We start from the raw sequence: 23,175 nt of genomic DNA on the forward strand, positions 1-23,175 counted from the left end.
AGAATTAATTTTTGCGAGGGGGAGTCAGCATGTTGACGGTAGTAAAAATCAGCCAAGGGCGTGGCCCTTTTTATAAAGTAGAATTTTCTAACGGCGAAACGCTGCGTTTATCGGAAGATACTGTGGTTCGCCATCGATTACTGAAAGGTCAAGAATTAGATGAGAAACTTCTGGCTGAGATTAAGCGAGAAGGTAAAGAAGATATGGGCTATCAAATGGCACTAAACTATTTGAGCTATCAACTACGAACGGAAAAAGAAATCCGAACGTATTTAAAGGATAATGAAATTGAAAGTGATGACCGCAATAAAATCGTCATTCGCTTGAAGGAAGTCAAGCTAGTCGATGATCTGGTCTACGGGGAGAGTTATATTCGTACCCAAATGCGGCTTGGCGATAAAGGGCCACGAGTCTTACAACAAAAATTAAAGCAAAAGGGCCTGAAGGAAAATGATATTCAGCAAGCTTTGTATTTGTATGAAACTGATGAACAATTTCAGGTGGCGCTTCACACGGCCCAAAAGTCCTTGAAAAAATTTCATCACCATAGTCAACGAGAAGTTCGCCAAAAAATCCAACAGCTGTTAATGACCAAAGGCTTCAACAGTGATACGAGTAAAAATGTTTTGGCTGAACTGGATTTTTCCGAGGTGGATGAACAGGAAAGTGACGCTCTTGAAGTGCAAGGGGAGAAATTATGGCGCAAGAATCAACGCTTTGAACCCGCCAAGCGACGCCAAAAGGTCAAACAAAGCTTATATCAAAAAGGTTTCCAACTAGATCAAATTGACGCGTTTATTCGTGGAAAAGAGGAAGCTGATGAGTAAGGGCTGGGAAAATTGGACAACGGAAGAGATTGTTGAATTTCAAGCTGACTTCTTGGCGTGGTATCAACAGGAAAAACGGAATCTGCCATGGCGCTATAATCATGATCCTTACCGGATTTGGATTTCGGAGATTATGCTGCAACAGACTAGAGTCGATACCGTGATTGATTATTTTTATCGTTTTATGGAAGAATTTCCGACAATCAAAGCGTTAGCGGTAGCGCCAGAGGATAAATTGCTGAAAGTTTGGGAAGGTCTAGGCTACTATTCTAGGGCGCGTAATTTACAGGCAGCGGCGAAGCAAATCATGGAAGAGTTTGACGGTGATTTTCCAACCACAGTCGAAGCAATTCGTTCGTTAAAAGGCGTCGGACCCTATACGGCAGGGGCAATCAGCAGTATTGCTTTTGAGATCCCTGAGCCGGCAATTGATGGTAATGTCATGCGAGTGGTCAGCCGCTTATTTTGTGTTGAAGAAGATATTGCCAAAGCCAGCAGCCGTGGTGTTTTTGATGAGGCGATGCGGACAATCATCAGTCCGACTGAACCGGGCGATTTCAATCAAGCCATGATGGATCTAGGGTCAAGTATTTGTACTCCTAAGAGCCCCCAATGTGAAAGCTGTCCAATCCAAAACTATTGTCAAGCCTACAAGGAAAATCGCCAAACCGATTTTCCCATCAAATCAAAAAAACAAAAGCCTAAAGATGTGTATTACATCGCTGGTATTATTGAAAATAACCAGCAGGAATTTCTTTTACAGCAGCGACCAGCATCAGGCTTGTTAGCCAATCTGTGGCTCTTCCCATTAGAAGAACTATCGGAAACTCGCTTTAAAGAATTGCAAAGTCAATATGCTCCCGAAGCTTGGGATTTATTTTCTAGCTCGCAAGTGGCTGAAGACAGTCCGGAATTTTTCTCAGGGCAAGCAGTTATTTGGCAGAAAAAAATCATTGGTGAAGTCAAACATGTCTTTAGTCATCTGCGCTGGCATATCCTCGTTTTTTATGGACGCAGCAGCACACCATTGACTTTACAAGGCACTTGGGTAAAGCCAAATGATTTTCCTAAGTATGTTTTTCCAAAGCCCCAACAAAAAATGTTGGAAGTTTTTGAAAATAATCGCACCGACGACAAAGATTAGTAGGCAATCTCAGATTTTATTGCTATAATAATTCTGATGTCGGTGTGATAACACCCAAACAAATGCGGAATTTTTCCGCTGAGGGAAGGGTAGCTATGGGAGTTCCAAAAGAAGGAGAGTTTGTGACCATCAAAAGTTACAAACACGACGGCAGTTTGCATCGAACGTGGCGGGATACCATGGTATTAAAAACAAGTGAGTGTTCACTGATCGGCCTGAATGACCACACTCTGGTCACAGAATCAGACGGCAGAAGATGGGTCACTCGCGAACCAGCGATTGTTTATTTTCATCAAAAATACTGGTTCAACATAATAGCGATGATACGAGAGAAGGGAGTTTCTTATTATTGTAATCTGGCTTCACCCTATGTATTAGATGACGAAGCGTTAAAGTACATTGACTACGATTTAGATGTCAAGGTTTTTCCTGATGGGGAAAAACGATTGCTCGACGTTGATGAATATGAAGCGCATAGCCAACAGATGCATTATTCTAAAGAAATTGATTATGTTCTAAAAGAAAACGTCAAGATCTTAGTGGACTGGATCAACAATGAAAAGGGGCCTTTTTCCCAAGGCTATATTGATATTTGGTATGATCGCTACAAGCAATTGTCGCGGAAGTAGAAAGAAACTGCTGATGAGAGTCAGCAGTTTTTTATAGTTCCTATTTATACTTCCTTTTTCATATGCACATGATCAATCCCAGCATCTTGAAAGACTTCACCATAAGGAACATAGCCCAATTTTTGATAAAAGTCCTGAGCGGTCAATTGTGCGCCAAGCTCAATGACTTTGAAATGTTGTTGCTGCGCAAAGGTTTCGGCTTCAGCGATGATTTCTCGGCCATAATTTTTCCCACGAAAGTCTTTTAGCACAGCCATTCGTTGTAACTTGAATGTTTGCTCGTCAAGCGGCAACAAACGAACGGTAGCTGCTGGTTTTTCTTCATCCGTATAAAGGACAAAGTGGACCGAATAGGCTTCGTTGCCATCAATTTCTAAATTGGCCGGTACGCCTTGTTCCTGGACGAAGACTTTTTGGCGAATTCGAACAGCATCTAAATAAATCTCGCTCATCGTATCCTTAGTAATTAAAATTTTCATAATGACACCTTCCTCAAGGGGATTTTTCTCCACATGATGTATACTATAAACCAAATCTAAAAAAAGGAGTAGATGGATGTTTGAGAAAATTAGAAATTCAAAATTAATGTTTTGGTCTGTGGAGATTTTGATTATCGCCACCTTTATTTTGGTCTCATCAAAAATCGATTTTATTTTTCAACCGATCGGAACATTTTTTACGACGCTATTTGCGCCGATCTTGATTGCCGGCTTTTTGTATTACTTATTGAATCCGCTGGTTAATTTATTAATGAAATTAGGTGTGAAGCGGCTGCCGGCGATCGCACTGATCTTCATTTTATTGATTGCTATCATTGTATTAGTTTTTATGAGTGTTATTCCAAATTTAGTTGATCAGTTGGTTTCTTTGGCGAAGAATATTCCTGGTTTTGTCAATAATATGCAAACGTGGCTGCAGGAAGCGGCAAATAACGCCACTCGGTTTCCACTTTTTAAAGAGTTAGATGTCGATAAGTATATTAGTAATTTTGATGTATCAGCAGGAAATCTGTTGCAACAATTTCTAGGCGGGCTAACCAATAGTTTAGGCTCTTTGATTGGGAAAATCACGACAGTCGTTTTACTATTGATCACGGTTCCGTTTATTCTTTTTTACATGCTGAAAGACGGTGAGAAACTAGTACCGAATGTCGAGAAAGTGTTCCCTGAAAAGCAGCGGGAAAACATCAAAGGCTTATTGAAGCAGTTGAATAAGACCTTATCCGATTACATTAGTGGGCAAGCAATTGAGTGCTTATTCGTTGGAACCTTTACTTTTTTAGGATACTTATTAATTGGTGTTGATTATGCCTTTTTATTCGGTGTGATTGCCGGTTTAACGAACTTGATTCCTTATTTAGGTCCTTATCTTGGATTAGCGCCAGCTTTGATCTATACCTTCTTTGATTCACCTTATAAAGCATTATTATGTGTGATAGTGGTTATCATTGTTCAACAGATCGACGGCAACGTGATTTATCCTAATGTCATTGGCAAGTCTTTAAATATTCATCCTTTGACGATTATTTTGATCTTGTTAGTTGCTGGAAATTTGGCGGGCATTCTAGGTGTCTTTCTAGGCGTTCCGGTATATGCGATTTTACGGACGATCATCGTCTTTATCGCAAAAATCTTTAGACAAACGAAACAAGAAGAACGGGAACAGGAATTTCTAAGTTAAGGATCGATCGCGCTTGATAAAGATTGCATAAAAACAATCGATGTGATACGATTTTATCGTGGCCTTTGTGCCACTTTTTTTACACTTTAAATTAAGGAGCGAATGCAATTATGAATGCTGACCCCGATAGTCAGTCGTTAATTTTACAACTAAGTTTATTAGTCGTATTAACGTTAATCAACGGATTTCTAGCTGCGGCTGAAATCGCGGTGGTGTCGGTCAATAAAAACCGGGTAGAACAAAAAGCGGATGAGGGAAATCCCAAATCGAAGAAATTATTACAGATTATCCATGATCCAAATAATTTTTTATCAACGATCCAAGTTGGGATTACTTTAGTAAATATCTTGTCAGGGGCATCTTTGGCAGATGGATTGTCTGCTCGTTTGGCACCAGTTTTAGGCGGTAGTGCGGTAGCCAAGACTCTAGCTACTGTAATCGTCATGATATTATTGACCTATGTTTCAATTGTATTTGGAGAATTGTACCCCAAGCGGATTGCCATGACTAAAACAGAGGAAGTTGCTCAGTTTACTTCCGGTGTTGTGCGCATGCTAGGAATAATTACAAAACCATTTGTTTGGTTATTGACGGCTTCAACCAATCTTTTGGCGAAAATCACGCCAATGACCTTTGATGATGAAGACACGAAAATGACTCGTGATGAAATGCGATATATGTTAGAGACAGAAGGCGTATTGGATAATGACGAAATCGAAATGCTTCAAGGCGTTTTTTCACTAGACACCAAAGTTGCTCGCGAAGTTATGGTTCCACGGACAGATTCGTTTATGATCGATATCAATGATCCTGTATTGGAAAATATCGATGAGATCTTGAACGAAAGTTATTCAAGAATTCCCGTTTACGATGAGGATAAAGATAAGGTAGTCGGAATTTTACATACGAAGACCTTGTTAAAATCAGCGCGTCAATTCGGCTTTGAAAACGTACAATTGCAAAAAATCTTGCAAGAACCGTTATTTGTGCCAGAAACGATCTTCATTGACGACTTGCTTTATGAATTAAAGAAAACTCAAAACCAAATGTCGATTCTCTTAGACGAGTATGGCGGTATGGTAGGGTTAGTAACCCTTGAAGATTTATTGGAAGAAATCGTTGGCGAAATCGACGACGAATCTGATGAAGTCGAAAAACTTTATGAAAAAGTTGGCGACAACGAATACTTGATTAACGGCAAAATGCTGATTGACGAGTTTAACGAAGAATTTGGGTTAAACTTGCATATGAGTGATGTCGACACGATGGCGGGCTACTTGATCACCGCCTTAGGAACGATTCCTGACGAAGGTGAGAAGTTGTCCTTTGATGTGGATGATTTAACTTTAATCTCAGAAGAAATGGAAGGCTCCCGCGTCTTGACCTTGCGAGCGATTTTCCATCCTGAAGAACATGAAAATGCCGAGCCTGAAGAGGAACGTCGTTTATTTACGAAAGACTTCGATGACGACGAACCAAGACGCTAACAAGGACGAAGAAAACATTCTGCATAGCAGAGTGTTTTCTTTTTGTAATAGATCACAACAAAAAACGATTCAACTTTTCAAGCAAGTAAAATCCATGCTATACTGATTGGGTTGAAATTTTAAAGAAACTAGCTAGATGAATGGAGCAATAATATGAACAATCCTAATTTAAAACAACAAGTGGACAGTCGTCGCACGTTTGCCATTATTTCCCACCCGGATGCTGGTAAAACGACGATTACTGAACAATTATTATTATTCGGCGGCGCGATCCGTCAAGCCGGAACCGTTAAAGGTAAAAAAACGGGAAATTTTGCGAAATCCGACTGGATGGACATCGAAAAGCAACGTGGGATCTCAGTGACCAGTTCGGTGATGCAGTTTGATTTTGACGGCAAACGAGTCAATATTTTGGATACCCCGGGACACGAAGATTTTTCAGAAGATACCTATCGTACTTTAATGGCGGTCGATAGTGCCGTCATGGTAATTGATAGCGCCAAAGGGATTGAGGCCCAAACGAAAAAACTTTTCCAAGTCGTTAAACGTCGTGGCATTCCGATTTTTACCTTCATTAATAAATTAGACCGTGACGGTCGTGAACCTTTGGAATTATTGGAAGAGCTAGAAGAATTATTAGACATCGAATCCTATCCAATGAATTGGCCAATCGGCATGGGAAAAGGGTTGGAAGGTTTATATGATATTTACAATGAACGAATCGAATTTTATCGCCCAGAACAATACGAAGGCGAACGTTTTGTTAAGCTGACTGATGGCAAAATCGCTGGAGCCCATCCGTTAAAAGAAAAGTCGATTTATGAAGATGTTTTAGGGGAAGTTGAGCTCGTTCGAGAAGCAGGTGATCAATTTGATCTTGAAAAAATTGGCCGTGGCGATCAAACCCCTGTCTTCTTCGGATCAGCTTTAACGAATTTTGGGGTTGAAACCTTTTTAGAATCTTTTGTAGACTTAGCCCCAAAACCACATGCCCATAAAACTGAAGAGGGTGAAGCTGTTTCACCTTATGAAGAAGAATTTTCCGGCTTTGTCTTTAAGATCCAAGCTAATATGAATCCAAACCATCGTGATCGAATCGCTTTCGTTCGTGTTTGCTCAGGAACTTTTGAGCGGGGGATGGATGTCTTTTTAGGCCGGACAGCGAAGAAAATGAAATTAAGTAATGTCACGCAATTTATGGCGGATGCCAGAGAAAATGTAGAAGAAGCCGTGGCAGGAGATATTATCGGGGTCTATGATACCGGGAACTATCAGATTGGTGATACGATATATGAAGGAAAATTAAAGGTCGCTTATGAAGAATTGCCTTCATTTACACCGGAGCTATTCATGAAAGTCACTGCTAAAAATGTGATGAAGCAAAAATCCTTCCATAAAGGAATTTATCAACTCGTTCAAGAAGGCGCGATCCAATTATACAAGACCTATTTGACGGATGAATATATTATCGGTGCAGTGGGTCAATTGCAGTTTGAAGTCTTTCAATATCGGATGCTGAACGAATACAACGCCGAAGTTGTCATGACGCCAATGGGAAATAAAATCGCTCGCTGGATTGATCCAGAACAATTAGATGAACGCATGAGTTCTAGTCGGAATATTTTAGCGAAGGACCGCTTCGATCAACCACTATTCTTATTCGAAAATCAATTTGCGATGCGTTGGTTTGCGGATAAGTACCCAGATGTAGAATTGAAGAGCTTGATGTAGTCAAAAGGAGATAGACAGATGCAACAAGTAATGGTTCGCGGTAAAAAATTTAGACAAAAAATTTTAAAGCAGCCAAGTAAGTATCTTTTGATTCTCGGATTGCTCGGGCTAACCTTGCTTCGATTAGTTTTAAGTGTCAAAGCTGCCTACTACGTTAATTTATTTGCTGGCTATGATGATCAATTATTTATTAATCAAGGAAATGAATTATTGCGGGGACACTGGTTAGGTGATTATACAACAAGAACCTTATCAAAAGGAATTTCATATCCACTTTTTATGGCACTTGGAAACAAGTTTCATTTGTCCTATGGTATATTTTTAGGATTGTTTAATATATTGGCAAGTAGTGTATCGGCATTAGCTTTACGCCCACTAATCAAGAATCGGTGGCTGATAGCCTCTATTTATAGTTTCTTTTTGTATTCACCAGTCACTTTTACCGGTGAATACAGCACCCGCATTTATCGAAATACGATTGTTGTACCAGCAGTTTTTTTAGTGCTTGGCTGTTTAGTCGGTTTGTATTTTAGAAGAAAAGAGAAACTGAAAATATTTGCTCCTTGGAGTATTGGGTTATCGTTAATTTTTCCTTTTTATTGGTATATTCGGGAAGATTCACTTTGGTTATTACCTTTACTAGTTGTGGGACTGTTAATTATTGCTAGCGCAGTACTTTTTGAAAATACTCGCGAGTTGAAATTGAATAAGCCACTATTAGTAGTATTAAAAAGAATAAAAATTCGTCAGTCACAGCTAATAAAACTACTTTTGTGTATTCTCCCATTTATTTTGTTACTTACTACTCATTCGGTTTTAAAAAGTTTGAACGAGGATCATTACGGCATTCCCGTGGTCAATGACCGTACGGGTGGAGCCTTCGGTCAGGTTTCTAAGCAATTAATCCGAATGGATGACGGTACCGATTTAAACGAAACGAATAGCAAAATCTGGGTATCTCGTAAGGCATTGGATAAAGCTGAGGCGGTGTCCCCTACTCTGAAAACAATTAGCAAAAAAATTGATTGGATTTATCATGGCAGTACCTGGAGTAAGGGCGAAGATATCGCTGGTGATATTATTTTTTGGGCATTGAGAGAAGCCGCCGCACAAGCTGGTTACTATAGGGATGGAAAAAAAACGGAAGCTTTTTGGCAAAAGGTCAATACAGAATTAGCCAATGCCTACAAGAAAAAACAGTTGACGAAGAAGAAGGAAATTTATCTGACAGCTACTGGGGATGGTAAGCACCTAAAGGATTTTCCGTTAGTCGGGGAATTTATGAAATCAGGTTGGGACTATAACGTCTTTTATAAAGGGTACCGGCAAGCAAATGATACCACTGTAGGACCGGAAGAAGAGGTCCTACTTGCTGAACAATTGTTGCATCATTCATTTTCTAATAATTGGAGAGATAGTAATAAGTCGAATCCTAAGCCTATCGAACTGACTAAAGCAGCTAAAATATCTAACATCGTTATCAGAATCTATCAAAAAATAGTACCCCTTTGGTTAATCGTTTTTTCTATTGGATTTCTCTTGATTCTGTTTGGTAGTTTTTTTTCTAAATCTAACTCTAGTACTTTTAGAGGCCTGTTACTATTAATAACTGGTCTAAGTTTATCTTATGTCATTTTCTTGATTGGCGTTTCATGGTTTTGTTCGTGGGCACCAGAAAGGCGTGATCTGTTTATGATGGTTTATACAGGTGGCGGAGTACCAGTTATTCAATGGATTGAAGTACTTGCTTTAGTGGGTATCTTCCAACTGCCACGAATCGCTAGTAAAGTAAACAAAAAGAGTTGAAGCTATTAGCTTCAACTCTTTTTTATCGACATCTCAATTAATCCTGGTGATTCTAAGTACGAAATGTTTTCAAAATCATAGGTACCGTCGTTTAATTTACGCTTAAAGTATTTATGTACAAATTCAACTTCGGTGGGTAATATGTTTCGATTCTTATTTTTGAGAACTATCTCAGCATGTTTATAGGCATCTGTATAGATCACGGTTGTGTTACCAATCGTGTAGACTTTAATCATATTTGCATCGGTATTCTCCAATTGATTATAGACCATTCGAGAATGACTATTTGTAACATTGATAAGTTTCATCGCGAAACACCTTCTTCCAACAGAATACGTTATAAGATAATTATATAAAAATTATTAAAAAAAAAGAAGGAAATTGCTCGAAATAGATGAATAAATTAAAAAAATTTACAGAGAGAAAAGGGATCCCCACGTTTTGCGGGAATCCTTTTTTCACAGTTACTTATCTTCTTTAGCCAATCGTTCAGGCTTTGATGTAATGACGATATGATCTTCTTTATCCAGTTTCGCTTTTAATTCAGTAATGGTTGGATGATCAAGATAGAATTCGGCAACGCCGTCCTCAATTGTTTCTTGGATCGTCCGACGAAGTGGGCGAGCTCCCATTGCTGGATCGTAGCCTAAGTCAACCAATTTTGCTTTGACATTGTCTGGTACATCGATGGTAATTTTTTGTGAAGCTAACATTTCATTCACATCGTCTAACATCAATGATACGATCTTCATCAAGTTTTCTTTCGACAATGAACTGAACTCGACAATTGCATCGAAACGGTTCAAGAATTCTGGTGCAAAGAAATCTTTTAGTTGACCTAAGACCGAACGGGTTACGCCGTCACGAGCAGCACCAAAACCAACATTGGCTTCGATTTTACCAGTTCCAGCATTACTTGTCATAATAATGATTGTGTCCTTAAAGCTGACTGTCCGACCTTGAGAATCGGTCAAGCGGCCATCGTCAAGGATTTGCAAGAACATATGCAGCACATCCGGATGGGCTTTTTCGATTTCGTCTAACAAAATCAAGCTGTATGGATGACGACGGACTTGCTCAGTTAATTGACCGGCTTCTTCATAGCCAACATAGCCCGGAGGTGAACCAATCAATTTAGAGACGCTGTGTTTTTCCATGTATTCACTCATGTCAAAACGAATCATTGAATCACTTGAGCCAAATAATTCTTCGGCTAACTGACGAGCTAATTCTGTTTTACCAACACCCGTAGGTCCCACGAATAGGAAGGAACCGATTGGACGATTTTTCTTATTTAAACCAACCCGATTACGGCGAATGGCTTTCGCGACCTTTTCAACTGCTTCATCTTGTCCGATGACGTGATGCTTCAAATCTTCAGATAGATTCTTCAATTGTGTTTGTTCTTTTTCTTTTAATTCGCCAACTGGAATACCTGTCCGTTTTTCAACGATTTGTTCCATATCTTTTTCAGTGATGACCGGTGTTTCTTCATCGGTTAATTGGCGATCTTTCATTGTTTGTAATTTATTAATTTGATCACGGTAGTAAGCAGCTTTTTCAAAATCTTCTTCTTTAGAAGCTTGAGACTTTTGTTGTTCTGCTTCAGCTAATTTCTTTTCGATCGTTTTTGGATCGACGATTTGGATCGTTAAATTCTTCTTCGAACCTGTTTCATCTAATAAGTCGATGGCTTTGTCGGGTAAGAAGCGATCTTGGATGTAACGATTTGAAAGTTCAGCCGCTGCTTTGATGGCATCATCAGTGTATTTTACATGATGATAATCTTCATAGCGAGGTTGCAAGCCTTTCAAAATCTCGATTGTTTCTTGAACAGAAGGTTCTTCGACGCGAACAGGTTGCATCCGACGTTCTAAAGCGGCATCTTTTTCAATGATCCGGTACTCATTTAAAGTCGTAGCGCCAACCATTTGTAATTCGCCTCGAGCTAACGCTGGCTTTAGAATATTTCCAGCATCCATGTTGCCATCACCGGCAGCACCAGCGCCGACAATTTCATGCACTTCGTCAATGAAAAGAATAATGTTTTCAGCTTGGCGAATTTCGTCGATTAGTTTTTGCATCCGTTCTTCAAATTGTCCGCGGATTCCGGTCCCTTGAACGAGCGAAGCGACGTCTAAACGAATGACTTCTTTGTCCATTAATTTCTGTGGTACATCGCCGTTGACGATTTTTTGAGCTAAACCTTCAACTACAGCTGTTTTACCAACACCAGGTTCACCGATTAAAACGGGATTGTTTTTTGTCCGGCGATTTAAAATTTCAATCACTCGCTGAATCTCATCATCTCGTCCAACTACGGGATCAATATTACCTTCACGTGCTTGACCGGTGATATTAATGCCGTACTCATCAAGTAAACCACCGCCGCCATTTCCGCGAGGGGGTTGATTGTTCATTCCATTTCCACCACCAAATTGAGTCGGTGGTGTTTGATCTGCAGCGCCTTGTCGTTGTTGCATTTGTTGCGACATTGAGCGGAACAAATCGTCTAAACTTCCAAAACCAAAAGGATCATTTCCTGCCATTTGTGGCGCACCTCCAGCTTGATTCTTCAATTTTTGATAGCAACTTTGGCAATAATCTAATTGCTTTCGCTGTCCATTAACATTTGCATATAAATGAATCGTTGCTTCATTTTCGTGACAATTTTGGCAAAGCATCTTTTTCACCCTTTCTATACTTGTTGTTTCTATTGTACATCGAGTAAGCGAATCTCGTAAAAAGATACGCTGGTCAATAGTTTGACTATCACTGACCATGAATTTATTATAGCGTGATTTAAAATAAAAGCAAACAGTTTGTCTCAAAAATTAGCAATCAAGCAGAGAGAGTGCTAAAACGTTGTCTGAATGGTTTTTATGGCACCTCCGTGTTATGGAATAAAAATGAAAACAAAGAAAATCAATAGGTAGAAGAACTAGCTAAGATATTTTAAGAAAGGGCATACATTCAGCTTGAATAAATCGATTAAAATTGTTGTATCAAGTGCAAAAAAATGGTAATCTAAGAAAATGAAGGGCCCAAAATTGTCTTTGTTATCATTAAAGCCCTAACATAAAAAAACATTTTTTTTATAAAGGAGAACGGTCAATATGGAAAAAAAAGATTTTCACGTAGTAGCAGAAACAGGGATTCATGCACGTCCTGCAACTTTATTAGTGCAAGCTGCAAGCAAATTTAACTCTGATATCAATTTAGAGTATAAAGGGAAATCAGTTAACCTTAAATCAATTATGGGCGTAATGTCTCTAGGTGTTGGCCAAGGTTCTGACGTTGTTATCTCTGCTGAAGGTGCTGACGAAAAAGAAGCAATGGAAGCTATCGAAGAAACAATGAAAAAGGAAGGATTATCTGAATAATGGTTGAATTACTAAAAGGTATTGCCGCAAGTGATGGCGTAGCCGTTGCAAAAGCTTATCTGCTAGTACAACCGGATTTATCTTTCAAACAAAATACTGTAGAAGACACTGCTGCCGAAGAAAAGCGTTTAGACGACGCTTTGGCGGCTTCTTCTGCTGAATTAGAAAAAATTCGGGATAAAGCAGCGAAAAGCTTAGGTGAAGAAGAAGCACAAGTTTTTGATGCTCATTTAATGGTTCTTTCAGATCCAGAAATGATTGGTCAAATTAAACAACATATTCAAGACAACAAAGTGAACGCTGAAAGCTCACTTAAAGAAGTTACTGATATGTATATCGGCATGTTCGAGGCGATGGATGACAACGCTTATATGCAAGAACGTGCAGCGGATATCCGCGATGTTACAAAACGTGTATTGGCGCACCTTTTGGGTGTTACTTTACCTGATCCATCAATGATTGACGAAGAAGTTATCGTTGTCGCGCATGACCTTACTCCAAGTGATACCGCGCAATTAGATAAAAACTTTGTAAAAGCCTTCGTTACTGATATTGGCGGACGTACATCGCATTCAGCGATCATGGCTCGTTCATTAGAAATTCCTGCAATCGTAGGAACCAAAGAAATCACTTCTAAAGTTAAAGAAGGCGATGTTCTAGCGGTAAACGGAATCATTGGGGAAACAATTGTGAACCCAACGGATGATCAAGCAGCTGAATACAAAAAAGCCGGTGAAGCTTACGCTGCTCAAAAAGCAGAGTGGGAAAAACTTAAAAATGCTGAAACAGTGACTGCTGACGGTAAACACTTTGAATTAGCAGCGAATATCGGTACACCAAAAGATCTTGAAGGCGTTCATAACAATGGCGCTGAAGCGATCGGCTTGTATCGTACCGAGTTCCTATACATGGACTCTTCAGATTTCCCAACCGAGGACGATCAATTTGAAGCTTACAAAGCCGTTTTAGAAGGCATGGGTGACAAACCAGTCGTTGTTCGGACAATGGATATCGGTGGAGATAAAGAATTACCTTACTTGACTTTACCTCACGAAATGAATCCATTCTTGGGTTACCGTGCATTACGTATCAGCTTATCTGAATTGGGCGATGACATGTTCCGTACACAATTACGCGCATTGTTACGTGCTTCGGTTCATGGTAACTTGCGTATCATGTTCCCAATGGTCGCTACATTGAAGGAATTCCGTGCGGCGAAGAAATTGTACGAAGAAGAAAAAGAAAAATTGGTCAAAGAAGGCGTGAAGGTTTCTGACACAATCCAAGTCGGAATCATGATCGAAATTCCTGCTGCAGCTGTTTTAGCTGATAAGTTCGCGAAAGAAGTAGACTTCTTCAGCGTTGGAACCAATGATTTGATCCAATATACAATGGCAGCTGACCGTATGAACGAACGTGTTTCATACCTTTACCAACCATACAACCCATCAATCTTACGTTTGATCAAGAACGTCATTGATGCAGCGCACGCTGAAGGTAAATGGGCTGGTATGTGTGGCGAAATGGCTGGCGATCAAACTGCTGTTCCATTATTAATGGGTATGGGCTTAGATGAATTCTCAATGAGTGCGACTTCTATTCTTAGAACTCGTAGCTTGATGAAACGTCTAACTACAACTAAGATGGCTGAATTAGCTGACAAAGCATTGAAAGAATGCGATACAATGGAAGAAGTTCAAGCTTTAGTTGAAGAATACGTAAAATAGATTTTGTATAAAGAAGCCGTAAAAGGATTTGTTCCTTTTACGGCTTCTTTTTTGTATTCAGTAATTATTTGTTTCTTTGAATTCCGTAAAATCAGACCATAGGTTGAGATAAAGCGGGAAGCCTTATGATATAATTGATTTGTTTTTGAGGGGGCAGTTTATGAAAATTTTACTTTATTTTGAAGGTCAGAATGTTATCGGAAGATCCGGGATTGGTCGAGCGCTCAGTCATCAAAAAAGAGCGTTGGCATCTGCTGGGATCGAATATACCCTAGATCCTAATGCGACTGATTATGATATCTTACATATTAATACGTATGGTTTGAAAAGCTATCACTTAGCGCGAAAAGCCAAAAAAATGGGTAAAAAGGTGATTTACCATGCGCATTCGACTGAAGAGGATTTTCGGAATTCATTTGTCGGTTCTAACCAACTCGCTCCGCTAGTAAAAAAATGGCTCGTGGGCTTGTATGGAATGGCAGATCACTTGATCACTCCTACACCGTATTCAAAAAAATTATTACGTAATTATGGCTTGAGGCAGCCTATCGCAGCCATTTCAAATGGGATTGATTTAAAACGATATTATCCTGATGAATATAAAGAAGCCGCCTTTCGCAAGCATTTTCATTTAAGCGAAACGCAAAAGGTCGTTATCTGTGTCGGTCTATTTTTCGAACGTAAAGGAATCATCGACTTCGTTGAGATCGCAAAAAAAATGCCTGAATATACGTTTATCTGGTTTGGTGCTGTTCCCATGCTTTCGATTCCGGCGAATATCCGCCGCATCGTTAAAAAAGATCATCCAGCCAATGTGTTGTTCCCTGGCTATATCAATGGCGATTTGATTGAAGGAGCCTATTCTGGTGCAGATCTCTTTTTCTTTCCTTCTTATGAAGAAACGGAAGGAATCGTGGTCCTCGAAGCGTTGGCCAGCCAGCAGCAAGTCTTATTGAGAAATATTCCAGTCTATCAAGGATGGATGCAGGATCAGCAGAATTGTTATATGGGTAATAACAATCAGGAATTCAAAGAGTTGATTCGTCAGCTAGTCAATCATCGGCTGCCTAATTTAACGTTAGCTGGTTTTAAAACCGCGCAAGCTAAAAGTATTACGGAAATTGGGCAAGAATTGAAGACGGTTTATCAGGCAGTCTTGCAATTACCTTACGATCATCAAATATATTCAAAGGTCACAAAATAGTTTGGAGGTTTTGACGTGCGGATCGGTTTTTTTACAGACACTTATTTTCCCCAAGTCAGCGGGGTAGCTACTTCAATTAAAACGTTAAAAGAACAGTTAGAAAGCCAAGGACATGAAGTTTATATTTTTACTACGACTGATCCTGAAGCAGAGGATTTTGAAAAAGATATCGTACGGATGCCGAGTGTTCCCTTCGTCTCTTTTACGGATCGTAGGATCGTGGTAAGAGGGATTTGGTTCGCTTACCAAATCGCGAAAGAATTAGATTTAGAAATTATTCATACCCATACCGAATTTGGTGCTGGATTTTTAGGGAAAATGGTCGCCAATCGCTTACGTATTCCGGTCGTTCATACGTACCACACTATGTATGAGGATTATTTGCATTATATCGCTAACGGGAAAGTCGTTCGGCCTACCCATGTAAAACACTTTATTAAAATGTTCGTCAATCACTCTACAGGGGTTGTCTGTCCTAGCCAACGAGTGGTGGATACGTTAAAACGCTATGAAGTGGATGTCCCTATGAAGATTATTCCGACAGGCATCGAAGTTGGGCGCTTTATCCGGCCAGATATTACTTCTGTCGAAACCGAAGCCTTACGTGAAAAATTAGGCATTCAAAATGGAGAATTGATGATTTTATCGTTGAGTCGAATCTCTTATGAAAAAAATATTCACGTTATCGTTGAGCAATTCCCGGAAGTTCTGATGAGCTTTCCTAACGCGCGGCTAGTGATCGTCGGTAAAGGACCTTATCGTGATGAGTTAGAAGAATTAGTGGAGCAATTAGGGGTTCAAAAGTATGTTCAATTTACTGGTGAAGTGCCCCATGAGGATGTTGCTTGTTATTACCATGCGGCAGATTATTTTGTTAGCGCCTCGACTTCTGAGACACAAGGGTTAACCTACGCTGAAGCGATTGCTTCTGGCACCCAATGTGTGGTAGAAGGAAATGATTACTTGAACCAATTAATCGATCATGAAACATTAGGTGCTACTTTTGAGCAGGATGAAGATTTTAGTGATACATTGATTCATTATATTCAACAGCAGATTAAGATGGACCCGGCGATTCAGGCTAAAAAAATGATCGAGATCTCCGCCGAACGTTTTGGCTCTGAAATTTTTACCTTCTATCAAGAATTGATCCATTACTATGGAGAAAATCATGATGAAGAACGATTGCCGAAGCGAACTGTTCGGAAAATGCGGGTTCGGATTGCTTCATTAAAAAATAGCGAGGATAAGTAAAGGCGAAATCCATCTCTTGATGTATACTGGAGATGGATTTATTCTTTTATGTGGAGGTTAGTGGAATGAAAATCGGATTTATCGGAACAGGCGTGATGGGAAAATCCATCGTTAAACATTTTTTAGCAGCAGGACATGAAGTGGCCGTTTATAATCGGACGAAAAGCAAAACGGATGAATTAGTTAAACAAGGCGCAGTTTGGCAGGACACTCCTGGAGAAGTTACTGCAGTAAGTGAGATTATTTTTTCAATGGTGGGCTACCCTAGCGATGTAGAAGAAATTTATTATGGTGCAAAGGGAATTTTTTCAGTTGATAGTAATAATAAAATTTTTGTTGATTTAACGACATCTACACCGACTTTAGCGGGAAAAATTTATCAGACAGCCAAAGAACGAGGAGCGGCGGCATTAGATGCGCCGGTATCAGGTGGCGATCTTGGTGCGCAAAACGCGACTTTAACAATTATGGTCGGTGGTGATCAAGCGACCTATGATCAGGTTGTACCACTGTTTGAGATCATGGGTAAAAGTTATTCGTTGCAAGGTACAGCTGGAGCAGGGCAACATACAAAGATGGCCAATCAAATTATGATCGCGGGAACTATGACTGGAATGACCGAAATGTTGGTCTACGCGAAAGCGGCGAATTTAGAGATGGAGAAAGTTCTAGCGACATTAGGCGGTGGAGCAGCCCAAAACTGGTCGATGGCGAACTATGCGCCACGGATCCTAAAAGAAGATTACAGCGCTGGTTTCTTCGTTAAGCATTTTATTAAAGACTTAAAAATCGCTTTAGATGAAGCAGAAAAAATGCAGTTAGATTTGCCTGCAACAAAATTAGCGACGGAGCTTTATGAGCGTTTAGCCGATAAAGGATTTGAAAATGACGGGACTCAAGCTTTAATCAAACTATGGTGGTCGTAATCTTAAGTTAGATTTAGCGAAAAATTCATAAATTAATTGATGAAAATCAATGCAAGATACGATTGGATTTGATACAATAAGACAGAATTGAGAAGAAGGGGGGCATCTAGATGAAACATTCACAATTAGTTGCCATTATTAAACGCTTAGAAGCTATGACTGAATCAACTGATAATGAAGTACAATTACGTCGTTTTGAAAAAGAAGGCGTAGAGAAATGTACTGTAACTTATGATAATACGACAGAAACATTCGAATTAACCGAAAGCGACAGTAAACAATCTTATCAATTTGATAACATTGATATCGTTGCTATGGAAATTTATGACTTGATTCAATAAAACGGGGAAACCCGTTTTTTTGTTGTTTGATTTTTTCGTAAAGGTTTTCAGCTTATTTTTAATTATAAATTCATGAGGAATTCCTTTTTTTTGCCAAAACCAAGGCCATATCTTTTGAAATTATCTTCCTTTAGTCAGAAGATATCATATGGGAGGCAATGTTATGTTAGATAAAGAAGTTTATAATCAATTATTTAAACCGTCTTTTTCTCAGAAAACAGAAGTTACTTTTTGGGATGGTTCGGTAAAAGAATACGGGAGTTCTGAAGGAGAAACGGTCTTTAAAATTATTTTCAATGAGAAGATTCCGGTAAAGGAATTAATCAATAATGCTTCCTTAGCATTAGGTGAAGCATACATGGAAAAGAAGATCGAAATCGAAGGTAATCTGCAAGCGTTGATTTACGACGTTTACAATCAGGCAAATGGTTTTTTCCATAATACGAATTTTAAAAAATGGCTGCCAAAAGAAAAGCATACAAAAAAACAGTCCGCTCACGATATTCATAGCCACTATGATTTAGGCAATGATTTTTATGAGCTGTGGTTGGATCGGACGCTAACTTATTCTTGCGCTTATTTTGAAACACCAGAGGATAGCTTAGAGCAAGCGCAAATCAATAAAGTGCATCACATTTTGGATAAATTATTTATCCAGCCTGGAGAAACATTATTAGATATTGGTTGTGGTTGGGGAACACTGATTTTTACTGCTGCGAAGGAATACAAAGTAAAAGCTAAAGGGATCACTTTGAGTGAAGAGCAGTACCTGCATATCCAAGCAATTATCAAAGAAGAGCAGCTAGAAGATAGTGTCTCAGTTGAATTGATGGATTATCGTGATTTGAATGGAAGCTTTGACCATATCACTAGTGTTGGGATGTTCGAGCATGTTGGCGGAGAGAATCTGCAAGAATATTTCAAAGTAGTGGAAAATCATTTAGCACCGAATGGGACCGCGCTGATTCATGGAATCAGTCGCCAACAAGGTGGGGCAACGAATGCCTGGATCAACCAATACATTTTCCCAGGGGGCTATATTCCCGGTGTGACAGAACTCGTTGGGCATATTACTGAAAATAATCTGCAATTGATCGATCTAGAAAGTTTGCGCCGTGATTATCAATTGACTTTGGAACATTGGACACAAAATTTCCATCAAGTCGCTGAACAAGTGATGGAACAAAAGGATGAAGCCTTTTACCGAATGTGGGATTTGTACTTACAAGCCTGTGCCGCTTCATTCCAAGCTAGTAATATTGATGTCATTCAGTATTTACTGGTTCATCCAAATAATAATAACGTTCCGATGCATCGGAATGTTTAAATTAAAAAAGAAGAGTTAGCTGTATTTCAACAGTTAACTCTTCTTTTTTTGGGGAAAGCGGGGATATCGCTCAATAAAGCTAAAAATTCCTATCAATATACTTTGATTGCCAAAGTATTATAATAAAGGACAAGTGATTGATCTTTTGCGTCAATCATTAATTTTTAATTAATTGAAAAAATTTTGTTGCATTCAGAAAAAAAATAAGATATAGTTTGAACATCAAATGATTTGATAATCAAACTAATTAGGTGATGACATGGAAAGAAACTGGGAAGAACTGAATACCTATTTAGTTTCAATTTTCAACGACGTCTTGTCGATTGAAGAAAACGAACTAAAGAAATCGCAATTTAGTGATTTGACGATTACTGAGATGCACACCATCGACGCGATCGGGATGTATAAGAAGAAAACCACCACTGAAGTCGCTAGAGAATTATTGGTGACAGTCGGTACACTTACAACCTCGATCAATCGTTTAGTGAAAAAAGGCTACGTTGAACGAATCCGTAGTGAAGATGATCGCCGGGTAGTGAAGTTGGGCTTGACTAAAAAGGGCAGACTCGTATTTCGGATTCATCAGCATTTTCATCATGAGATGGTAAAACGTGCCATTAAGGATTTGGATACGGATGAGCAGGAAGTATTCCTAAAAGCGTTAGTCAATCTATTTAGTTATTTAGAGGAGATAAAATGATGAGCTTCGGAAAAATTCGTGCGACAGCCCGTTATCTACCTGAAAAAATTGTCACTAATGACGACTTAGCTGAATGGATGGACACCTCAGATGAATGGATTCAATCACGTACAGGAATCAGACAACGCCATATAGCAGAGGCTGAAAATACTTCTGATTTGTGTTTCAAAGTGGCGGAAAAGTTGATTGCCAAAACCGAAATTGATCCGTTGAGTTTAGACTTTATTATTGTGGCTACGATGTCACCGGATTACACCTCGCCTTCAGTTGCTTGTCAGGTGCAAGGTCAGCTGGGCGCGAACAACGCGATGGCTTTTGATGTAGCAGCGGCTTGTGCAGGATTTGTCTATGCGTTAGCGACTGCGGAGAATTTTATGCGTGGCGGGATGCAGCGAGGAATCGTCATCGGCGGCGAGAAAACATCGAAGCTCTTAGACTGGCAGGATCGGTCTTCAGCCGTTCTTTTCGGCGACGGAGCCGCAGGTGTTTTATTGGAAGCTAGTGAAGAAGCTTCTATTATAAAGCAAATGCTGCGAGCAGACGGGGAAAGAGCGAATGCGTTGACTGCTGGTTTTCGGCTGAACAGTAATGTTTTCCATGATGGTCCTGAAATTAGTACAGCTTTAGCCATGGATGGCCGTGGAATTTGGAATTTCGCTTTAAATGACGTGACTAAAAGTTTGAAAGAATTTATCGGTGAAGAATCTGCAGATTATTATTTACTGCATCAAGCCAATAAACGAATCATTGAGAAAATCGCTCGCAAAATGAAAGAACCGATTGAAAAATTTCCGATGAATTTAATGAACTACGGGAATACTTCAGCGGCGAGTATTCCGATTTTATTGGATGAGCTCGTTGAAGCAGGGGTTCTAAGCTTAAACAGCAATCAAAAAGTGGTATTGACAGGCTACGGCGGCGGATTGGCATGGGGCAACCTATTGATCCAGCTGTAAGTTTGTTAAAAAATATAAAACTAAAACTTAAAATTATCGGAGGAAACAACTTATGACATTCGAAAAAATTCAAGACATCATCGTGGAAGAACTAGGAGTAGAGAAAGACGAAGTGAAATTGGAAACGAACATCCAAGAGGACTTAGAAGCAGATAGCTTAGATTTATTCCAAATCATCAACGAAATCGAAGACGAATTTGACGTGAAGATCGAAACAGAAGACGGCATTAAAACAGTAAAAGATTTAGTTGAATACGTTGAAAAACAACAAAACGCTTAATTAATAAAATTTCGGGAAAAGGCTAGGCGTAAGGCCTGGCCTTTCCTGCTATTAGGAGACGATCATGAAAACAGCATTCTTGTTCAGCGGGCAAGGCGCGCAATATGTCGGCATGGGTAAAGAGTTATATCAGCAAGAAAAAAGCGTAAAGGAAACGTTTGAAGAGGCTAGTGATTTTTTAGGCTTTTCGATGGAAGAATTGTGCTTTGAAGAGAATGATCAGCTAAATGAAACCAAGTATACGCAGCCAGCGATCTTGACAGTCAGCACCGCCTTTTTACGAGTGTTGAAGGAAAAAGGTTTTCAAGCGGATGTCGTTGCGGGACTGAGCTTAGGGGAGTACACGGCCTTAGTTGCCTCAGGCGCATTAGTTTTTAGCGACGCTGTTCAGTTAGTTCATCAACGGGGACAATTTATGAGTGAAGCAGCCCCGACTGGTAGCGGGAAAATGGTAGCGGTCATGAATACAGACGCTGAAGTGATTGAAGCGTGTTGCCGTGAAGCCTCGGCTTTAGGAATTGTTTCACCAGCAAACTATAATACTCCGCAACAGATCGTGATTGGCGGCGAAGTCGCCGCAGTCGAAAAGGCGGAAGAATTATTGCAAGCGGCGGGAACAAAACGGATGATCCCGCTAAATGTCAGCGGTCCATTCCACACGGCATTGTTGGAACCAGCCAGCAAGCGATTAAACAAAGTCTTGCAGACAATTTCTTTTAAAGAAATGGAGCTTCCAGTCATTTCAAACACTACCGCAAAAATAATGCCGCAAGCAGAAATCGTTTCGTTGCTGACGAAGCAAGTGATGTCGCCAGTGCGCTTTAGTGATAGTGTCATTACCTTGAAAGAGCTTGGTGTGACGCAATTGGTTGAGATTGGTCCAGGGAAAACATTAACTGGCTTTATCAAAAAAATTGACCGCAGCTTAGCTACTAGTCGAGTGGAAGACGCCAAAACCTTGGCTGAGACGATTGACTTTTTAACTGAATGATTGATCCGAATGATGAGATGAACAACCGAATGAATTAGGAGGTCCGAATGGAATTAACAAATAAAACTGTCTTTATTACCGGCAGCAGTCGCGGAATCGGCTGGGGCATCGCGAAAGCTTTCGCCAAAGCCGGCGCAAATATCGTTTTGAATGGTCGGAAAGAGATTCCGGCAGAAAAAATTGCTGAGATCGAAGCCTTTGGGGTAAAATGTACGACTATTTGCGGCGACATCAGTTCTTTTGAAGACGCAGGGAAAATGATCAAAGACTGTGAAACCAATTTAGGCACGATCGATGTCTTGATCAACAATGCGGGGATCACAAAAGACCAGCTGCTTTTACGAATGAAGCCGGAAGATTTTGACGCGGTATTAGACATCAACTTGAAGGGGACATTTAACATGACCCAACAAGTATTGAAACAAATGATGAAAAAACGTGCGGGCGTCATTATCAATCTCTCCAGCGTTGTCGGCTTGATCGGCAATGTTGGTCAAAGCAACTATGCCGCCAGTAAGGCCGGTGTGATTGGTTTTACTAAAGCGGTCGCTAGAGAAGTCGCGCCCCGTGGGATCACGTGCAACGCGATCGCTCCAGGATTTATCAAAACAGATATGACAGATGAATTAAATGATAAAGTCAAAGAACAAATGGAAGGTCAAATTCCGCTGAAATGCTTCGGCAGTGTGGAAGACGTGGCAAATGCCGCGTTGTTCTTAGCGCAAAACAGCTACATCACCGGTCAAGTCTTGAACGTTGATGGCGGAATGGTCATGTAAAGA

At 39.9% G+C, this 23,175-nt stretch carries 22 protein-coding genes; 19 read left to right on the forward strand and 3 right to left on the reverse strand.

Going from position 1 to position 23,175, the window contains the following annotated elements:
- Positions 1-29 precede the first annotated feature (29 nt).
- The 3 genes from recX to ntdP all read left to right on the forward strand — a co-directional run bounded on the left by recX (position 30) and on the right by ntdP (position 2,600).
- Positions 30-827, forward strand: coding sequence for a recombination regulator RecX (recX, locus tag RV00_RS02060; RefSeq protein ID WP_071860937.1), 798 nt, complete (start codon positions 30-32; stop codon positions 825-827).
- Positions 820-1,971, forward strand: coding sequence for an A/G-specific adenine glycosylase (mutY, locus tag RV00_RS02065; protein ID WP_071860938.1), 1,152 nt, complete (start codon positions 820-822; stop codon positions 1,969-1,971). The genes recX and mutY overlap by 8 nt, the downstream gene beginning before the upstream one ends.
- Positions 1,972-2,066: 95 nt before the next feature.
- Positions 2,067-2,600, forward strand: coding sequence for a nucleoside tri-diphosphate phosphatase (gene ntdP / locus RV00_RS02070; RefSeq protein WP_071860939.1), 534 nt, complete (start codon positions 2,067-2,069; stop codon positions 2,598-2,600).
- A gap of 44 nt (positions 2,601-2,644) precedes the next feature.
- Here ntdP and RV00_RS02075 read toward each other — a convergent pair whose 3' ends face one another.
- Positions 2,645-3,079 (reverse strand): GNAT family N-acetyltransferase, encoded by a 435-nt coding sequence (locus tag RV00_RS02075; protein WP_071860940.1) that lies wholly within the window; start codon positions 3,077-3,079, stop codon positions 2,645-2,647.
- Between the two features lie 76 nt (positions 3,080-3,155).
- On the opposite strand from RV00_RS02075, the gene RV00_RS02080 reads away from it, so the two are divergent.
- From RV00_RS02080 to RV00_RS02095, 4 genes are all read left to right on the forward strand, one after another.
- Positions 3,156-4,280 carry an AI-2E family transporter gene (locus RV00_RS02080; protein WP_071860941.1) on the forward strand — a complete coding sequence of 375 codons (1,125 nt, stop codon included), beginning with the start codon at positions 3,156-3,158 and terminating at the stop codon, positions 4,278-4,280.
- A gap of 110 nt (positions 4,281-4,390) precedes the next feature.
- Positions 4,391-5,767 carry a hemolysin family protein gene (locus RV00_RS02085; protein WP_071860942.1) on the forward strand — a complete coding sequence of 459 codons (1,377 nt, stop codon included), beginning with the start codon at positions 4,391-4,393 and terminating at the stop codon, positions 5,765-5,767.
- 153 nt (positions 5,768-5,920) lie between these two features.
- Positions 5,921-7,498: a peptide chain release factor 3 gene (locus RV00_RS02090; RefSeq protein WP_071860943.1), complete on the forward strand. Its 1,578-nt coding sequence runs from the start codon at positions 5,921-5,923 to the stop codon at positions 7,496-7,498.
- Between the two features lie 18 nt (positions 7,499-7,516).
- Positions 7,517-9,304, forward strand: coding sequence for a hypothetical protein (locus RV00_RS02095; RefSeq protein WP_084133204.1), 1,788 nt, complete (start codon positions 7,517-7,519; stop codon positions 9,302-9,304).
- A gap of 11 nt (positions 9,305-9,315) precedes the next feature.
- On the opposite strand, the gene RV00_RS02100 is transcribed toward RV00_RS02095, so the two are convergent.
- Positions 9,316-9,612, reverse strand: a complete 297-nt coding sequence (locus tag RV00_RS02100; protein WP_071860944.1) for a DUF1827 family protein — start codon at positions 9,610-9,612, stop codon at positions 9,316-9,318.
- A 156-nt stretch (positions 9,613-9,768) separates the two neighbouring features.
- Positions 9,769-11,988: an ATP-dependent Clp protease ATP-binding subunit gene (locus RV00_RS02105; RefSeq protein ID WP_071860945.1), complete on the reverse strand. Its 2,220-nt coding sequence runs from the start codon at positions 11,986-11,988 to the stop codon at positions 9,769-9,771.
- A 432-nt stretch (positions 11,989-12,420) separates the two neighbouring features.
- Here RV00_RS02105 and RV00_RS02110 point away from each other — a divergent pair, with 432 nt between their 5' ends.
- The 12 genes from RV00_RS02110 to fabG all read left to right on the forward strand — a co-directional run bounded on the left by RV00_RS02110 (position 12,421) and on the right by fabG (position 23,172).
- Entirely contained in the window at positions 12,421-12,687 is a 267-nt protein-coding gene (locus tag RV00_RS02110) for a phosphocarrier protein HPr (protein WP_067623808.1), read from the forward strand.
- Positions 12,687-14,414, forward strand: a complete 1,728-nt coding sequence (gene ptsP, locus RV00_RS02115; protein ID WP_071860946.1) for a phosphoenolpyruvate--protein phosphotransferase — start codon at positions 12,687-12,689, stop codon at positions 14,412-14,414. The genes RV00_RS02110 and ptsP overlap by 1 nt, the downstream gene beginning before the upstream one ends.
- Before the next feature lie 160 nt (positions 14,415-14,574).
- Positions 14,575-15,618, forward strand: a complete 1,044-nt coding sequence (locus RV00_RS02120) for an LTA glycolipid anchor biosynthesis glycosyltransferase, IagA/BgsA family (RefSeq protein WP_071860947.1) — start codon at positions 14,575-14,577, stop codon at positions 15,616-15,618.
- A 15-nt stretch (positions 15,619-15,633) separates the two neighbouring features.
- Positions 15,634-16,872 (forward strand): glycosyltransferase family 4 protein, encoded by a 1,239-nt coding sequence (locus RV00_RS02125; RefSeq protein WP_071860948.1) that lies wholly within the window; start codon positions 15,634-15,636, stop codon positions 16,870-16,872.
- Between the two features lie 32 nt (positions 16,873-16,904).
- Entirely contained in the window at positions 16,905-17,798 is an 894-nt protein-coding gene (locus RV00_RS02130; RefSeq protein ID WP_071860949.1) for an NAD(P)-dependent oxidoreductase, read from the forward strand.
- Between the two features lie 110 nt (positions 17,799-17,908).
- Positions 17,909-18,139, forward strand: coding sequence for a YkuJ family protein (locus RV00_RS02135; protein WP_010740403.1), 231 nt, complete (start codon positions 17,909-17,911; stop codon positions 18,137-18,139).
- 163 nt (positions 18,140-18,302) lie between these two features.
- Positions 18,303-19,466 carry an SAM-dependent methyltransferase gene (locus RV00_RS02140; protein ID WP_071860950.1) on the forward strand — a complete coding sequence of 388 codons (1,164 nt, stop codon included), beginning with the start codon at positions 18,303-18,305 and terminating at the stop codon, positions 19,464-19,466.
- A gap of 259 nt (positions 19,467-19,725) precedes the next feature.
- Positions 19,726-20,166: a fatty acid biosynthesis transcriptional regulator FabT gene (gene fabT / locus RV00_RS02145; protein ID WP_071860951.1), complete on the forward strand. Its 441-nt coding sequence runs from the start codon at positions 19,726-19,728 to the stop codon at positions 20,164-20,166.
- Entirely contained in the window at positions 20,163-21,122 is a 960-nt protein-coding gene (locus tag RV00_RS02150; protein ID WP_071860952.1) for a beta-ketoacyl-ACP synthase III, read from the forward strand. Before fabT ends, RV00_RS02150 begins: the two co-directional genes overlap by 4 nt.
- A 52-nt stretch (positions 21,123-21,174) precedes the next feature.
- Positions 21,175-21,402, forward strand: a complete 228-nt coding sequence (locus tag RV00_RS02155) for an acyl carrier protein (RefSeq protein ID WP_071860953.1) — start codon at positions 21,175-21,177, stop codon at positions 21,400-21,402.
- Positions 21,403-21,466: 64 nt separating this feature from the next.
- A complete protein-coding gene (gene fabD, locus RV00_RS02160) occupies positions 21,467-22,393 on the forward strand; it encodes an ACP S-malonyltransferase (protein ID WP_071860954.1) in 927 nt (308 codons plus the stop codon).
- Between the two features lie 47 nt (positions 22,394-22,440).
- A complete protein-coding gene (gene fabG, locus RV00_RS02165; protein ID WP_071860955.1) occupies positions 22,441-23,172 on the forward strand; it encodes a 3-oxoacyl-[acyl-carrier-protein] reductase in 732 nt (243 codons plus the stop codon).
- Positions 23,173-23,175 lie beyond the last annotated feature (3 nt).

The sequence above is a fragment of the Enterococcus devriesei genome (assembly GCF_001885905.1).
Taxonomy (GTDB): Bacteria; Bacillota; Bacilli; order Lactobacillales; family Enterococcaceae; genus Enterococcus_A; species Enterococcus_A devriesei.

Coding starts and splice junctions, on each gene's coding strand:
- recX (WP_071860937.1), top strand. CDS start 30: ATGTTGACGGTAGTAAAAATCAGCCAAGGGCGTGGCCCTTTTTATAAA.
- mutY (WP_071860938.1), top strand. CDS start 820: ATGAGTAAGGGCTGGGAAAATTGGACAACGGAAGAGATTGTTGAATTT.
- ntdP (WP_071860939.1), top strand. CDS start 2,067: ATGGGAGTTCCAAAAGAAGGAGAGTTTGTGACCATCAAAAGTTACAAA.
- RV00_RS02075 (WP_071860940.1), bottom strand. CDS start 3,079: ATGAAAATTTTAATTACTAAGGATACGATGAGCGAGATTTATTTAGAT.
- RV00_RS02080 (WP_071860941.1), top strand. CDS start 3,156: ATGTTTGAGAAAATTAGAAATTCAAAATTAATGTTTTGGTCTGTGGAG.
- RV00_RS02085 (WP_071860942.1), top strand. CDS start 4,391: ATGAATGCTGACCCCGATAGTCAGTCGTTAATTTTACAACTAAGTTTA.
- RV00_RS02090 (WP_071860943.1), top strand. CDS start 5,921: ATGAACAATCCTAATTTAAAACAACAAGTGGACAGTCGTCGCACGTTT.
- RV00_RS02095 (WP_084133204.1), top strand. CDS start 7,517: ATGCAACAAGTAATGGTTCGCGGTAAAAAATTTAGACAAAAAATTTTA.
- RV00_RS02100 (WP_071860944.1), bottom strand. CDS start 9,612: ATGAAACTTATCAATGTTACAAATAGTCATTCTCGAATGGTCTATAAT.
- RV00_RS02105 (WP_071860945.1), bottom strand. CDS start 11,988: ATGCTTTGCCAAAATTGTCACGAAAATGAAGCAACGATTCATTTATAT.
- RV00_RS02110 (WP_067623808.1), top strand. CDS start 12,421: ATGGAAAAAAAAGATTTTCACGTAGTAGCAGAAACAGGGATTCATGCA.
- ptsP (WP_071860946.1), top strand. CDS start 12,687: ATGGTTGAATTACTAAAAGGTATTGCCGCAAGTGATGGCGTAGCCGTT.
- RV00_RS02120 (WP_071860947.1), top strand. CDS start 14,575: ATGAAAATTTTACTTTATTTTGAAGGTCAGAATGTTATCGGAAGATCC.
- RV00_RS02130 (WP_071860949.1), top strand. CDS start 16,905: ATGGATTTATTCTTTTATGTGGAGGTTAGTGGAATGAAAATCGGATTT.
- RV00_RS02135 (WP_010740403.1), top strand. CDS start 17,909: ATGAAACATTCACAATTAGTTGCCATTATTAAACGCTTAGAAGCTATG.
- RV00_RS02140 (WP_071860950.1), top strand. CDS start 18,303: ATGTTAGATAAAGAAGTTTATAATCAATTATTTAAACCGTCTTTTTCT.
- fabT (WP_071860951.1), top strand. CDS start 19,726: ATGGAAAGAAACTGGGAAGAACTGAATACCTATTTAGTTTCAATTTTC.
- RV00_RS02150 (WP_071860952.1), top strand. CDS start 20,163: ATGATGAGCTTCGGAAAAATTCGTGCGACAGCCCGTTATCTACCTGAA.
- RV00_RS02155 (WP_071860953.1), top strand. CDS start 21,175: ATGACATTCGAAAAAATTCAAGACATCATCGTGGAAGAACTAGGAGTA.
- fabD (WP_071860954.1), top strand. CDS start 21,467: ATGAAAACAGCATTCTTGTTCAGCGGGCAAGGCGCGCAATATGTCGGC.
- fabG (WP_071860955.1), top strand. CDS start 22,441: ATGGAATTAACAAATAAAACTGTCTTTATTACCGGCAGCAGTCGCGGA.